11 protein-coding genes are annotated in these 13,512 nt (G+C 65.6%); 5 read left to right on the forward strand and 6 right to left on the reverse strand.

Annotated features, from left to right (window positions below; translation table 11 throughout):
- Positions 1–7 precede the first annotated feature (7 nt).
- From GHK24_RS11705 to GHK24_RS11715, 3 genes are all read right to left on the reverse strand, one after another.
- Complete coding sequence (locus GHK24_RS11705) at positions 8–916, reverse strand: Tim44 domain-containing protein (RefSeq protein ID WP_153473071.1); 909 nt, start codon at positions 914–916, stop codon at positions 8–10.
- A gap of 10 nt (positions 917–926) precedes the next feature.
- Positions 927–1,667 (reverse strand): bifunctional demethylmenaquinone methyltransferase/2-methoxy-6-polyprenyl-1,4-benzoquinol methylase UbiE, encoded by a 741-nt coding sequence (gene ubiE, locus GHK24_RS11710; RefSeq protein WP_153473072.1) that lies wholly within the window; start codon positions 1,665–1,667, stop codon positions 927–929.
- Between the two features lie 71 nt (positions 1,668–1,738).
- Positions 1,739–2,122: a gamma-butyrobetaine hydroxylase family protein gene (locus tag GHK24_RS11715; RefSeq protein ID WP_153473073.1), complete on the reverse strand. Its 384-nt coding sequence runs from the start codon at positions 2,120–2,122 to the stop codon at positions 1,739–1,741.
- A 245-nt stretch (positions 2,123–2,367) separates the two neighbouring features.
- Between GHK24_RS11715 and phoB the strand changes: the two genes are divergently transcribed.
- Positions 2,368–3,060, forward strand: a complete 693-nt coding sequence (phoB, locus tag GHK24_RS11720) for a phosphate regulon transcriptional regulator PhoB (RefSeq protein WP_153473074.1) — start codon at positions 2,368–2,370, stop codon at positions 3,058–3,060.
- A 19-nt stretch (positions 3,061–3,079) separates the two neighbouring features.
- Positions 3,080–4,381, forward strand: coding sequence for a phosphate regulon sensor histidine kinase PhoR (gene phoR / locus GHK24_RS11725; protein ID WP_340642762.1), 1,302 nt, complete (start codon positions 3,080–3,082; stop codon positions 4,379–4,381).
- A gap of 145 nt (positions 4,382–4,526) precedes the next feature.
- Here phoR and GHK24_RS11730 read toward each other — a convergent pair whose 3' ends face one another.
- The 3 genes from GHK24_RS11730 to GHK24_RS11740 all read right to left on the reverse strand — a co-directional run bounded on the left by GHK24_RS11730 (position 4,527) and on the right by GHK24_RS11740 (position 9,452).
- On the reverse strand, positions 4,527–4,988 hold the full coding sequence (locus GHK24_RS11730) for an HIT family protein (protein ID WP_153473075.1): 462 nt from the start codon (positions 4,986–4,988) through the stop codon (positions 4,527–4,529).
- A gap of 24 nt (positions 4,989–5,012) precedes the next feature.
- Entirely contained in the window at positions 5,013–8,882 is a 3,870-nt protein-coding gene (locus GHK24_RS11735) for a DUF3683 domain-containing protein (RefSeq protein ID WP_153473076.1), read from the reverse strand.
- Positions 8,883–9,029: 147 nt separating this feature from the next.
- Complete coding sequence (locus GHK24_RS11740) at positions 9,030–9,452, reverse strand: YqaA family protein (RefSeq protein WP_153473077.1); 423 nt, start codon at positions 9,450–9,452, stop codon at positions 9,030–9,032.
- 1 nt (position 9,453) lies between these two features.
- Between GHK24_RS11740 and ilvA the strand changes: the two genes are divergently transcribed.
- The 3 genes from ilvA to GHK24_RS11755 all read left to right on the forward strand — a co-directional run bounded on the left by ilvA (position 9,454) and on the right by GHK24_RS11755 (position 13,486).
- Entirely contained in the window at positions 9,454–11,004 is a 1,551-nt protein-coding gene (ilvA, locus tag GHK24_RS11745; protein WP_340642763.1) for a threonine ammonia-lyase, biosynthetic, read from the forward strand.
- A gap of 12 nt (positions 11,005–11,016) precedes the next feature.
- The gene (locus tag GHK24_RS11750) at positions 11,017–12,222 is read left to right on the forward strand and encodes a MalY/PatB family protein (RefSeq protein WP_153473079.1); all 1,206 of its coding nucleotides are present in this window, start codon (positions 11,017–11,019) and stop codon (positions 12,220–12,222) included.
- 112 nt (positions 12,223–12,334) lie between these two features.
- Positions 12,335–13,486, forward strand: a complete 1,152-nt coding sequence (locus tag GHK24_RS11755) for a D-alanyl-D-alanine carboxypeptidase family protein (RefSeq protein WP_153473080.1) — start codon at positions 12,335–12,337, stop codon at positions 13,484–13,486.
- Positions 13,487–13,512 lie beyond the last annotated feature (26 nt).

Raw genomic sequence — 13,512 nt, forward strand, 5'->3', positions numbered from 1 at the left:
GCGCGACTCAGGCGATTTGTTGCAGTCCGGCGACGGTCCAGCCGCGATCGCCCGCGACCGGCTTCGTCAGATGCCACACTTCGTTGAACGGCTCGGCATTCGCGTCGGCTTCCTCTCGCACCATGCCGGTGAAGCGCACGCTGGCGATGTGGCGGTCGCCTTCGGTGACGACTTCGAGCAGCGCGGCTTCCAGCGTGACGATGTCGGTCTGCTGGCTGACGGCGCCGCGCTCGTCGATCTGCAATTTGATCTCGGCAAATACCTCGGGGCTGAGGAATTCGCGCAGGTCGGCGACATTGCCGGAGTCGTTGGCCGCTTGCAGGCGGACGAAGTTGAGCTTGGCGACGCGCAGGAAGCCCTCGACGTCGAAGTCGGCAGGAATGTTGGGCGCCACGTGTGCCGGTGCTTCGTTCGCTGGCGGGGTGGCACCGAGCGCGCTACCGATTACCGGAGCCTGAGTTTCGCGTTGGGCGACCGGTGGCGGAACGTTATTGGCGGCGCCGGCTCCCGCGTACTGCAGCGGTGAGGCGGCCGCGGGCGCGTCTTTGCGGCGGGTGAAGAAGCGGAACAGTGCGAAGGCGGCAAAGACCAGCAAGGCGATCATCAGCGCATTGGCGAGTTCTTCGCCGAAACCGAAATGCGAAGCCAGTGCGGCGAGGCCGAGACCGGCGGCAAGACCGGCAATCGGGCCAAGCCAGTTACGCTTCGGCGCGGCTGCTGCGGCGCCTACGGGCGTCGGCGCAGGCGTCGGCGCGACGGCGTTGCGCGTCGGCTCCGGCGTCGGGGCGCGCTGCGTCACCGCTTCGCGCTGCATGCCGACCGATTTACCACCGCCCAGCCGCTTCGCTTCGGCTTCGCCGACCGTCAGGGCAAGGCTCATTACCGCGAGGAAAAGCGCGAACAGGGTTTTGCGCATGGCAAGTCTCCTAGAGCTTAAAGCCGCGATGCAGGGCGACGACGCCGAGCATCAGGTTGAAGTACTGAACACGTTCCAGGCCAACGCCTTCCATCATCGACTTCAGGGTTTCCTGGTCAGGGTGGACCCGAATCGATTCGGCGAGGTAGCGGTAGCTGGCTTCATCCTGCGTCACCAGCTGGCCAATGCGCGGGATGATCTTGAACGAGTAGAAATCGTAGAAGGGCGCCAGCGGCTTCCAGACCTGCGAAAACTCGAGCACCAGCAGACGTCCGCCCGGACGCAGCACGCGCCGCATTTCGGCGAGCGCCTTGTCCTTGTGCGTCATGTTGCGCAGACCAAAGGCGACGGTGACACAGTCGAAGTAATCGTCTGGGAAGGGTAGGTGTTCGGCGTCGCACTGCGCCACCGGCGTCATGATGCCCTTGTCGAGCAGGCGGTCGCGGCCGTGCGTCAGCATCGCGTTGTTGATGTCGGTCAGCCACACCTGACCGTTCGGACCGACGCGGCGCGCGAAAGCGAGCGACAGATCGCCGGTGCCGCCCGCGACGTCGAGGACGCGGGAACCGGCCGTGACGCCGCTTTGCGCGATGGTGAAAGACTTCCACAGGCGGTGCATGCCGCCGGACATGAGGTCGTTCATCAGATCGTAGCGGCTGGCGACGGAGTCGAAGACATCCGCCACGCGGCGGGCTTTTTCGGCTTCGGCAACTTGCTGGTAGCCAAAGTGAGTCGTTTTGTTGTCGTTCATCGTACGGGTCTTAAAGTGGCGAAGAATGGGCGGCGGCACGGCAGGCCGCGTCGGTTCGGAGAAGCTGTGGTTCAGGTGGCGTCGCGGCTGGCGCCGGCGGCCGTCAATTGCGCCAGGTAGGTCTGCCAGAGTTCGTCGTGATGTTTGCCGAGCTTGTAGAGCAGATCCCACGAGTAGATTCCGCTCGCGTGACCGTCAGAAAAAACCGGGCGGATGGCGTAGTGTCCGACGGGCTCGATGCGCAAGACCGTCACTGCCCGCTTGCCCGTCTGCAAGGTCTCCTGCCCCGGACCGTGACCGCGCGCTTCGGCGGACGGCGTCCACACGCGCAGGAATTCGAAAGGCAGCGAAAAGCACTCGCCATTATCGAAGGTGATTTCCAAGCGGTGCGATTGTTGGTGCAGCGTTATTTCGGTCGGCGTGGCTTCTGCCGATGCCCGATCCAGACCGGCCATGCGCCCTCCGGGGTGAAAGCGAACGCGCTATCATAACAGAGAAGAATGCCGGGGCGTCCGCACCGGCGGCGCTCCTCTCCGGCGCGCGGCGGGCGAGGTTTCGCGAGGTCGGAGCCGGGGGCGTCTCCGCGGCGATGAGGCGAGGCTTCCGTGGGAAATTCTCTGTCTGTGTGCGCCGATTCGTCATGAATCTGTAACTGCGGCTTCATAAAATGGGCACCGTCCTCCATTAAGAGACTTCAGCCATGCCCGCCAATATCCTCGTCGTTGAAGACGAACCGGCGATTCAGGAACTGATTGCCGTCAATCTGCACCACGCCGGTCACCACGTGCTGCGTGCCAGCGACGTCGACGAGGCGTCGCTGATTGTGCGCGAGACGCTGCCCGACCTCGTGCTGCTCGACTGGATGCTGCCTGGAACGCCCGGCATACAGCTGGCGCGGCGCTTGCGGGCCGACGAACGGACGCGCGAGTTGCCGATCATCATGCTCACCGCCCGCGGCGAGGAGCACGACAAGATTGCCGGACTCGACGCCGGTGCCGACGACTATCTGACCAAGCCCTTTTCGCCGCGCGAACTGCTGGCGCGCATCAACGCCGTCTTGCGCCGCCGCGCACCGCAGATGACGGAGGACGCCGTCGAGACCGAGGGCTTGCGTCTCGATCCGGCCACGCACCGCGTCTTTGCCTCGGGCAAGCCGGTGGAACTGGGGCCGACCGAATTTCGTCTGCTGCACTTCTTCATGACCCACTCCGAGCGCGTGCACAGCCGCGCCCAGTTGCTCGATCAGGTGTGGGGCGACCACGTTTTTGTCGAAGAGCGGACGGTCGACGTCCATATCCGCCGCCTGCGCAGTGCGCTCGAGGCGAGCGGCCATGATCGCCTGATCCAGACGGTGCGGGGCGCCGGCTATCGCTTCTCGGCGCTGGCCGAATGATCGTTTCGCGAGTGTCGATGTGAGACTGGCCTGGTCAACGTTCGCCTGGCAGCTGATCGCGGTATTTTTCTTCGTCTGCGTGCCGGCGTGGACGCTCGGCGGGCGTGATGCGGTGCCCTCGGCGGCCGCGCTGGGGCTCCTGGCTCTGCTGGCCTGGCATCTCTTCCAGTTGGGGCGTCTCATTCGCTGGCTGGGCGGCCCGCTCGATGCGCCCCTGCCGGTGGGCGGCGGCGTCTGGGAGATCGCGTTTTCGGGCCTGCATCGGCGTGCCCGCATCCGTTCGGGGCAGCAGCAGGCCCTGGCCGACGCGCTCGAGCGCTTTACCCGCGCTGCGCAAGCTTTGCCGGACGGCATCATCGTCTATAACCGGCACTGTCGTATCGACTGGCTCAATGCGCGCGCGGAAGCCCACTTTTCGCTCTCCGGCGGCGATCGCGGGCAGGCGCTGACCAACCTGATTCGCCACCCGGACTTCGTCACCTACCTGCAGCACGGCGACTACCACGAGCCCTTGCTTCTGCGCGGTGGTCGCGGCGACGCGCAGACGCTGCTCCTGCAGATCATTCCGTATGGCGACGACCAGACCTTGCTGCTGTCGCGCGACGTGACGCAGATCGAGCGTCTCGAGCGCATGCGCAGCGACTTCATCGCCAACGTCTCGCACGAACTGAAAACGCCGCTGACCGTGGTCTCCGGCTTTGCCGAAATGCTGGCCGACGATCCTGCCGGCTATTCGGCCGACGAATTGCGGCGCTACCTCAAGCTGATCAACGAACAGTCGGTGCGCATGCGCTGCCTGATCGACGATCTGCTGACCCTGTCGGCACTGGAAACCGGCAGCGAGGCGCCGGTCGAGGAGCGGGTCGAGATGCGCCCCCTGCTCGAAGCGATTTATGCGGAAACGCAAGCCCTTTCCGGCGGGCGCCACCGCCTCTCACTGACCTTCGACGGCCCGGTCGCCGTGCGGGGCTGTGCCGGTGAATTACGCAGCGCGCTCGGCAACCTCGCTTCGAACGCCGTGCGCTACACCCCGGAGGGCGGCAGCATCGATCTCCTGTGGCACGGGATCGACAGCGGTGCCGCCGAATTCCTCGTCAGCGATACGGGCATTGGCGTGGCCCCGCAGCACATCCCGCGCCTGACCGAGCGTTTTTACCGCGTTGACCGCAGTCGTTCGCGCGAAACCGGCGGAACCGGGCTGGGGCTCGCTATCGTCAAACACGTGCTGACGCGCCATCAGGGAACGCTGGAAATCGACAGCGAACTCGGTCGTGGCAGCCGCTTCGCCGCCCGTTTTCCCGTGCATCGCCTCGTCTCGTAGCGGAGCGAAGCGGACGAGCGGGCGGACGGATCGCCTGGCCGGAATATCCGGCGGGCGCAAATCGAGCATCAACGCGCCGCGCGGATCGCGATGGCCTGGTCGCCATGTGCTCGGGCCGCCGCGCCGCAGCGCGGGGCTCGGCGCCTCAGTCGGCTGTCAGTTCAATCGCGAGCAGGGAGCGCAAGGCTGCTGCCGCCGGTACCCGGCGCGTTCGCAACTCGCCGCTACGGCGCGGTGCGGCCCAGATCGAATCGGGGAAATGCCGGTCGTCGCGCCAGCGCGGAATGATGTGCCAATGCAGGTGCGGCACCTGATTGCCAAAGCTCGCCAGATTGATCTTGTCCGCGTCGCTATGCCGCCGCAGCACGCTTTCGACGGCGAAGACGACGCGCATCAGGCGCGTTTGCTCTTCCGGCGCGAGATCGCTCATTTCGCGCACATGGCGCCACAGGATGACACGACAAAAGCCGGGGTAATCGGCATCGTCGACGCCGATGACGCGGCAAAAATCGTCAGCCCACAGCACCGTCTCGCCCTGCGCGGCGCAGAGCGGGCAGGCGTTGCCCGTCGCGTCATTCAGGGCCGGGGCGTTGTGCGGTGTGGTCATCAGGGGCGGCATTGCGACGTTCGCTTACAGCAGGACGCGTTCGACGCCGCCAGCGTTGGCGCGGCTGACGTAATCGCTCATCCAGTGTTCGCCCAGGAGGCGGCGCGCCATTTCGACGACGATGTAGTCGGTTTCGATGGCGGCGTCGCCGGTGTAGCGCGAGACGCCCTGCAGACACGAGGGGCAGGAGGTGAGGAGCTTGACCTGACCGGCAAAGGCGTTGCCATCGGCCGTTTCGGCCTCACGCAGACGGTCGACGCCACGCACGATTTCTTCCTGCTTGCGGAAGCGTACCTGCGTCGAAATGTCTGGGCGTGTCACGGCGAGCGTACCCGATTCGCCGCAGCAGCGTTCGGAGAGGTCAACGCGCTGGCCGAGCAACTGCGTCGCTGCCTTGACGCCGGAGATGGTCTTCATCGGCGTGTGGCAAGGCTCGTGGTACATGTAGCGCGTGCCTTCGACGCCTTCGAGATGCACGCCTTTTTCCAGCAGGTATTCGTGGATGTCGAGCAGGCGGCAGCCGGGGAAGATCTTGGCAAACTCGTACTTCATCAACTGATCCATGCACGTGCCGCAGGAGACGATGACGGTGCGGATGTCGAGGTAGTTGAGCGTCGTCGACAGACGGTGGAAGAGGACGCGGTTGTCGGTGACGATCTGCCGTGCCACTTCGGCCTCACCGGCGGCGTTTTGCGGATAGCCGCAGCAGAGATAGCCCGGCGGCAGCACCGTCGTCGCGCCGACATGGTAGAGCATCGCCTGCGTTGCCAGTCCGACTTGCGAGAAGAGCCGCTCCGAGCCGCAGCCGGGGAAGTAAAACACGGCTTCGCTGTCGTCGCTGCTCTTGCCCGGATTGCGGATGATCGGCACGACCGTATCGTCCTCGATATCGAGCAGGGCGCGGGCGGTGCGTTTGGGCAGGCCGCCCGGCATGGGCTTGTTGATGAAATGGATGACTTGCGCTTTCAGCGGCGGCGCGCCGAGCGTCGCCGGCGGCCGGCGAGTCTGCTCCTGAATCAGGCCGAAGGTCTTGGCCAGTCCGTGCGCGAAGCGTTGCGCGCGGTAGCCCCATTCGATCATCCCTGTGCGCACCAGCTTGATGGTGGCCGGGTCCTTCATCGTCAGGAAAGCCATGGCCGCTGCCGAGACGGGGCGGAAGGTCTTCTTGCCCTGTTCGCGCAGGAAGTTGCGCATGGCGACCGAAACGTCGCCGAAGTCGATGTCCACCGGGCACGGCGAGACGCACTTGTGGCAGACCGTGCAATGGTCGGCGACATCGTTGAATTCGTCGAAGTGCTTGAGCGAAATGCCGCGGCGCGTCTGCTCTTCGTAGAGGAAGGCTTCGATCAATAGCGAGGTGGCGAGAATCTTGTTGCGCGGGCTGTACAGCAGGTTGGCGCGCGGCACGTGCGTCGAGCACACCGGCTTGCACTTGCCGCAGCGCAGGCAGTCCTTGATCGACGCCGAGATGTGGCCGATCTCCGACTGCTCCATGATCAGGCTCTCGGCGCCGAGCAGCGAGAACGACGGCGTATACGCATTCGACAGATCGCCGCCCGGCATCAGCTTGCCGGCGTTGAAGCGGTCGTGCGGGTCGACCTTTGCCTTGTAGGCGCGGAACGGCTGCATTTCCTCGTCGGAGAGGAATTCCAGCTTGGTGATGCCGATGCCGTGTTCGCCGGAAATGACGCCGCCGAGCGAGCGCGCCAGCGTCATGATGCGTGCCACGGCACGGTTCGCCGTTTGCAGCATCTCGTAGTTGTCGGAATTGACCGGAATGTTGGTGTGCACATTACCGTCGCCTGCGTGCATGTGCAGCGCGACGAAGACGCGGCCGCGCAGCGTGCTGCGTTGCAGGGCTTCGATGCGTTCCAGCACCGGGCGATAGACGTTGCCGTCGAAGATCGTTTCCAGCCCCGGCTTCAGCTCGCTTTTCCACGACGTGCGCAGCGAGTAGTCCTGCAGGCGGTGGAAGAGGCACGGCGCGGGAGCGCGGTTCGACAGCGGGCCGACGACGATGCCAAGATCGGCGAAACGCGGTTCGGCTTCTGCCAGCGGCAGATCGAGATGATCGAGCAGCCATTGCCAGCGTTCGCGCACGCTGGCGACGAGGTCGAGCGCGTGCTGGCGGCGGTCGCCGATCAGCACCTCGGCGTCGAGCGCGGCGTCGCCCCGGTTGAGCGGCAGATCGCCTTGCAGGAAGGTCGTCAGCGCGTCGCAGAGGGCGAGCTTGTTGCTGATCGACAGTTCGATGTTGATGCGCTCGATACCGTCGCAGTAGTCGCCCATGCGCGGCAGCGGGATGACGACGTCTTCATTGACCTTGAAGGCGTTGGTGTGGCGCGAGATCGCCGCAGTGCGGGCGCGGTCGAGCCAGAATTTCTTGCGCGTCTCTGGGGCGACGGCGATGAAGCCTTCGGCGCTGCGCAGATTGCACATGCGCACGACGGCCGAGGCAGCGGCGGCGACCGCGTCTTCGTCGTGGCCGACGATGTCGCCGACCAGCACCATCTTCGGCCGGCCGTGGCGCTTGGCCTTGGTCGCGTAGCCGACGGCCTTGACGTAGCGTTCGTCGAGGTGTTCGAGGCCGGCGAGCAGCACGCCGGCGGCGTGGCCGTCGCCACCCGGCTTGAAGTAGTCGGTGATTTCGACGATCGCCGGCACCGCTTCGCGCACCTGGCCGAAGAATTCGAGGCAGACGGTGCGCGTGTGCGGCGGCATCTTGTGCAGCACCCAGCGCGCGGCGACGATCAGGCCGTCGCAGCCTTCCTTCTGCACGCCGGGAACGCCGGCGAGGAACTTGTCGGTGACGTCCTTGCCGAGGCCTTCCTTGCGGAAGCGGGCGCCCGGAATATCGAGCCGTTCTTCGCCAAGGAGCGAGCGCCCGCTCGCGTCATAGCGGCGCAGCAGGAAGGAAACCGTCTCCTGGTCGTGAATCTTGCCGAGGTTGTGGTTGAGACGTTCGACTTCGAGCCAGTCGCCGTCGGGCGTCACCATCTTCCACCAGGCGAGGTTGTCGAGCGCCGTACCCCAGAGCACGGCCTTCTTGCCGCCGGCGTTCATGGCGACGTTGCCGCCGACGCACGAGGCGTCGGCCGAGGTCGGATCGACGGCAAAGACCAGCCCGTGCGCTTCCGCCGCTTCGGCAACGCGCCGCGTGACGACGCCGGCGCCGGTGCGGATGGTGGCGACGCGCTTATTGACGCCGGGCAACGCGATTTCTTCGACGGGGCTGGTGTCGAGCAGCTTTTCGGTGTTGATCACCGCCGACATGGCGGTCAGCGGCACGGCGCCGCCGGTATAGCCGGTGCCGCCGCCGCGCGGAATGATGGTCAGGCCGAGTTCGATGCAGCCTTTGACCAAGGGCGCGACTTCTTCCTCGGTATCGGGCGTGAGTACGACGAAGGGATACTCGACGCGCCAGTCGGTGGCATCGGTAACATGCGAAACGCGTGCCAGACCGTCGAATGCGATGTTGTCACGGTGCGTGTGGCGCGACAGCAGCTTCATGGCGCGCCGCCGCAGACGTTCGGTGTTTTCGAAGCGGCGGGCGAAATTGTCGATGGCGACGTTCGCCGCCTCGATCAGCGGCAGGACGCGTTCGTTGCCCTGCCGGCGTTTGTCGACCTCGCTGATGCGGTGGCGCAGGGCGCCGATCAGCGCCTCGCGTCGCGGCGGCGAAGCCAGCAGGTCGTCTTCGAGGTATGGGTTGCGCAGGACAACCCAGATATCACCAAGCACCTCGTAGAGCATCCGCGCCGAACGGCCGGTGACGCGTTCGCCACGCAGTTCGTCGAGGATGGCCCAATCCTCCGCGCCGAGAAGCCGGATGACGATTTCTCGGTCGGAAAACGAGGTGTAGTTGTAGGGGATTTCGCGCAGGCGAGCGGTCATGAGCGATCCGGGGCGCAGCAAAGGCGAGATTCTATCGTAGAAAGGGCGGCGGGCGCCCGGGCTTGTCCGATGCGCAGCCTCGCGCCGGTGTGGAAGGCTCCGACTCCCGGCGGGAGTTGCCGGTTCCACAAGGCGCTGACTCAGCGTTCAGACCAGCGCCGCCTGGGCGACCACGCCATAGCGCAATGCCTTGCCCAGAGCGATCCACAGCAGACATTGCCGCCACTCAAGCCGCAGCCAACCGGCCGCCACGCAGAGCGCGTCGCCGATCAGGGGCGCCCAGGCGAGCAGCAAGACGGGCGAACCCCAGCGGCGCACGCGTTCGAGTTGCGGCAACGTTTCCAGACGTTGCCATTTCGGTAGCCAGCGACCGCAGGCCCAGGAGGTCATGCCACCGAGCGTATTGCCGAGCGTCGCCAGCAGGAGCGCGCTCCAGAACTGTTCGGGATAGTGGCGCAGCACGGCGAACAAGACGGCTTCGGACCCCCCTGGCAGCAGCGTTGCGCCCAGGAAGCTGGCGGCAAAAAGGCCGCCCAGACTGGCGTCAGCGGAAAGGTCGAACCAGTCCAAAGTGCTAGAATTCCCTTCTGTTTTCTCGAAGAAGCGTCCAATGCACCCGGATTATCTGAAAAAAATCCTCAACGCGCAGGTTTACGACGTCGCCATCGAAACGCCGCTGGACCAGGCAAGCAACCTTTCCGCGCGTGTCGGCAACCGCATCCTGCTCAAGCGCGAGGACATGCAGCCGGTGTTCTCCTTCAAGCTGCGCGGTGCCTATAACAAGATTGCCCAACTTTCTGCCGAAAAGCTCAAGCGTGGTGTGATCTGCGCCTCGGCGGGCAACCACGCGCAAGGCGTCGCGCTGTCGGCGGCGAAGATCGGTTGTCGCGCGGTGATCGTCATGCCGACGACGACGCCAGCGATCAAGGTCGATGCCGTGCGCAGCCGCGGCGGTGAAGTCGTTCTCGCCGGCGAGTCCTTCGACGAGGCCTACGCCCACGCGGTGGAGCTGGAGAAGAAAGAACACCTCACCTTCGTTCACCCTTTCGACGACCCCGACGTGATTGCCGGGCAGGGCACCATCGGCATGGAAATCCTGCGCCAGCATGCCAAGCCGATTCACGCCGTCTTCGTCGCCATCGGTGGCGGCGGACTGGCTGCCGGCGTGGGGGCGTACATCAAGCAGGTGCGCCCTGACGTGCGCGTCATCGGCGTCGAAACTTTCGATGCCGACGCCATGGCGCAGTCGCTTGCTGCCGGCAAGCGCGTACGTCTCGATCAGGTCGGCCTCTTCGCTGACGGCACGGCGGTCAAGCTCGTCGGCGAGGAAACCTTCCGCGTCTGCCGCGAGGTGATCGACGAAGTCGTCTTGGTCGACACCGATGCCATCTGCGCGGCAATCAAGGATGTATTCGAAGACACGCGCTCGATTCTCGAACCCTCGGGGGCGCTCGCTGTCGCCGGCGCCAAGGAATATGCCAAGCAGCACAAGCTGAAGGACAAGACGCTGGTGGCCGTGACCTCCGGCGCCAACACCAATTTCGACCGCCTGCGCTTCGTCGCCGAGCGCGCCGAAATCGGCGAGCAGCGCGAGGCCGTGCTGGCCGTGACGCTGCCCGAGAAGCCCGGCAGCTACAAGAAATTCCTTTCCCTGATTGGCGCCCGCAACATCACCGAATTCAACTACCGCTACAACGAGTCGCACGAGGCGCACGTCTACGTTGGCGTGCAGGTTGCCTCGCGGGCCGAGTCGCTCAAGCTCGTCGAACAGTTGAAGAAGCACGGCTACGCGACGCTCGACCTCACCGACGATGAAATGGCCAAGCTGCACATCCGCCACCTTGTCGGCGGCCATGCGCCGCAGATCGACAACGAACTCGTCTACCGCTTCGAATTCCCCGAGCGCCCCGGTGCGCTGATGAACTTCCTCAACACCATGAGTGCCGGCTGGAACATCAGCCTCTTCCACTATCGCAACCACGGCGCCGACTATGGTCGCGTGCTCGTCGGCATGCAGGTGCCGCCGGCCGAAATGGGCGAATTCCAGCGCTTCCTGAAGACGCTCGGCTACGCGCACTGGGACGAGACGCAAAGCCCGGCGTACCGTCTCTTCCTTGGTTAAGGCACGCACACGATGAACGATTCTTGCCGTAGCGGCGATACGGCGCCCTGCACGCCGGGCGCTTTCGATTTTGATCAGGTGATCGAACGCCGGGGCGGCGATTCGATGAAGTGGAATCGCTACGCCGGGCGCGATGTGCTGCCGCTGTGGGTCGCCGACATGGACTTCGCGGCGCCGCCGGCGGTACTGGCAGCCGTGCGCGCGCGCCTCGAGCACGGCATCCTTGGCTACAGCGATCCGATGCCGGGCCTCGTGGATGCCGTGCGTGGCTACTTGCAGCGGCACTTCGACTGGACGATCGAGGCGGACTGGCTGGTCTGGCTGCCCGGACTCGTTACCGGGCTCAACGTTGCCTGCCGCGCCGTCGACGGCGATGTCCTGACGGCGACGCCGGTCTATCCGCCATTCCTCTCGGCGCCGGTGCTGTCGCAGCGGTCGCTGGTGAAAGTGCCGCTGGTGCTCGATCACGGTCGCTGGCGTTGGGATTTCCCGGCGCTGGAAGCCGCGTGCACGCCGCAGACGCGCCTGCTGCTGCTCTGCCATCCGCACAACCCGGTCGGTCGCGGCTGGGAAGCGGCCGAGTTGCAGCAGCTCGCCGATTTCTGCCGGCAGCGCGACCTGATCGTCTGCTCCGACGAAATCCACTGCGGGCTGGTCCTCGAACCCGGCCAACGCCACCAGCCCTTTGCTCGCCTCAACGCCGATGCCGCCGCGCGCAGCATCACGCTGATGGCGCCGTCGAAAACCTACAATACGCCGGGCCTTGGCTGTGCCTGGGCGGTGATTCCCGATGCCGCCCTGCGCCGCCGCTTCCTCGTGGTGATGAACGGCATCGTGCCGCACGTGAACGTGCTCGGTTACGCAGCCTGCGAAGCGGCCTGCCGCGATTCCGACGACTGGCATGCGGCTCTGCTCGACTACCTGCGCGGCAACCGCGACCTTCTGGAAGCGGCCGTCGCGGCGATGCCGGGGTTATCGATGACGCACATCGAGGCGGGCTATCTCGCCTGGATCGATGCACGCGGCCTCGGCGTGGCCAACCCGGCGGCGTTTTTCGAAGAAGCGGGGGTGGGGCTGTCGAACGGCGCCGATTTCGGTCTGGCGGGCTGGGTCCGTCTCAATTTCGGCTGCCCCCGTGCCACGCTCGACGCCGCACTGGCGCGCATGGCGGCCGCCTGCCGGCAGACGCCGCGCCAGTCGTCGCTGCCGTTCCTGTAACGAAGGCTTACCGGGCAGGGACGGGCGGCTTGGTATACTCGGCCTCTCCTGTCTTTGGCCCGCGCCGCCCGAAGCGCTCCGGGCCCTGCCCGTTCCGGAAAGCCCCCTGATCATGTCTATCCTCCGTTCCCTGCGTGGATGCGCCGCCGGCCTCGTGCTGCTCGCCGGCATTCCGCTCTTTGCTTCTGCCCAACAGCTACCGCCGTCGCCGGCGCTGGCCGCCAAATCCTGGCTGCTGATCGAGTTCGGCTCCGGCCAGACGCTCGCTTCGCAAGCCGCCGACGAGCGTCTGGAGCCGGCGTCGCTGACCAAGCTGATGAGCGCCTACCTCACCTTCTCGGCGCTCAAGCAGGGTGTGCTCAAGCGCGATCAGGCCGTGCAGGTGTCGGAAAAAGCCTGGCGGGCGCCCGGCTCGCGCATGTTCCTGCCGCTCGGCAAGCCGGTGGCGGTGGAAGACCTGATCAAGGGCATGATCGTGCAGTCGGGCAACGACGCGACGACGGCGCTGGCGGAGGCGATCGGCGGCAGCGAGGAAGCCTTCGCCAAGATGATGAACCGCGAGGCGCAGCGACTGGGGATGAAGTCGTCGAGCTTCCGCAACGCCACCGGCCTGCCCGATCCGCAGCATTTCACGACGGCACGCGATCTGGCGACGCTGGCGATGGCGCTGATCCGCGACTTCCCCGACGACTACGCGCGTTACTACTCGATCAAGGAATTCCGCTACAACAACATCTCGCAGCCCAATCGCAACCGTTTGCTGTGGATGGACCCCTCGGTTGACGGCATGAAGACCGGCCATACCGACGCGGCGGGTTACTGCCTGATCGCCTCGGCCAAGCGCGGCCCGCGTCGCCTGCTGTCGGTGGTGCTGGGCACCGAGTCCGACACCGTGCGGGCACAGGAATCGCTCAAGCTGCTCAACTTCGGCTTCCAGAATTTCGACGCGGTCAGGCTTTACGCCAAGAATCAGCCGGTATCGCAGGTGCGCGTGTGGAAGGGCGCTGATTCCACCGTTGCGGCGGGCTTTGCGAACGATTTCATCCTCGCCGTGCCGAAAGGATTGGCAGGCCGCGTCAAGGCAGAAATGGTGTCGCAGCAGCCGCTGCTGGCGCCGGTGGCCGCCGGCCAGCCGGTCGGCATCGTGCGGGCGACGGTCGATGGCAAGCCTTGGGGCGACTATCCGGTGCTGGCGCTCACCGCCGTGCCGACGGGGGGCTTCTTCGGTCGCCTCATCGATACGGTTCGCCTCTGGTTCAACTAAGCCGGCGCCGGGCCGAGCGGTGGCCG

Source organism: Rhodocyclus gracilis (genome assembly GCF_009617575.1).
GTDB lineage: Bacteria > Pseudomonadota > Gammaproteobacteria > Burkholderiales > Rhodocyclaceae > Rhodocyclus > Rhodocyclus gracilis.

What these genes read in the sequence shown, in the direction of transcription:
- GHK24_RS11735 (WP_153473076.1), bottom strand. Translation starts at nt 8,882, where the DNA reads ATGACCGCTCGCCTGCGCGAAATCCCCTACAACTACACCTCGTTTTCC.
- GHK24_RS11730 (WP_153473075.1), bottom strand. Translation starts at nt 4,988, where the DNA reads ATGACCACACCGCACAACGCCCCGGCCCTGAATGACGCGACGGGCAAC.
- ubiE (WP_153473072.1), bottom strand. Translation starts at nt 1,667, where the DNA reads ATGAACGACAACAAAACGACTCACTTTGGCTACCAGCAAGTTGCCGAA.
- GHK24_RS11715 (WP_153473073.1), bottom strand. Translation starts at nt 2,122, where the DNA reads ATGGCCGGTCTGGATCGGGCATCGGCAGAAGCCACGCCGACCGAAATA.
- GHK24_RS11750 (WP_153473079.1), top strand. Translation starts at nt 11,017, where the DNA reads ATGAACGATTCTTGCCGTAGCGGCGATACGGCGCCCTGCACGCCGGGC.
- phoB (WP_153473074.1), top strand. Translation starts at nt 2,368, where the DNA reads ATGCCCGCCAATATCCTCGTCGTTGAAGACGAACCGGCGATTCAGGAA.
- GHK24_RS11705 (WP_153473071.1), bottom strand. Translation starts at nt 916, where the DNA reads ATGCGCAAAACCCTGTTCGCGCTTTTCCTCGCGGTAATGAGCCTTGCC.
- GHK24_RS11755 (WP_153473080.1), top strand. Translation starts at nt 12,335, where the DNA reads ATGTCTATCCTCCGTTCCCTGCGTGGATGCGCCGCCGGCCTCGTGCTG.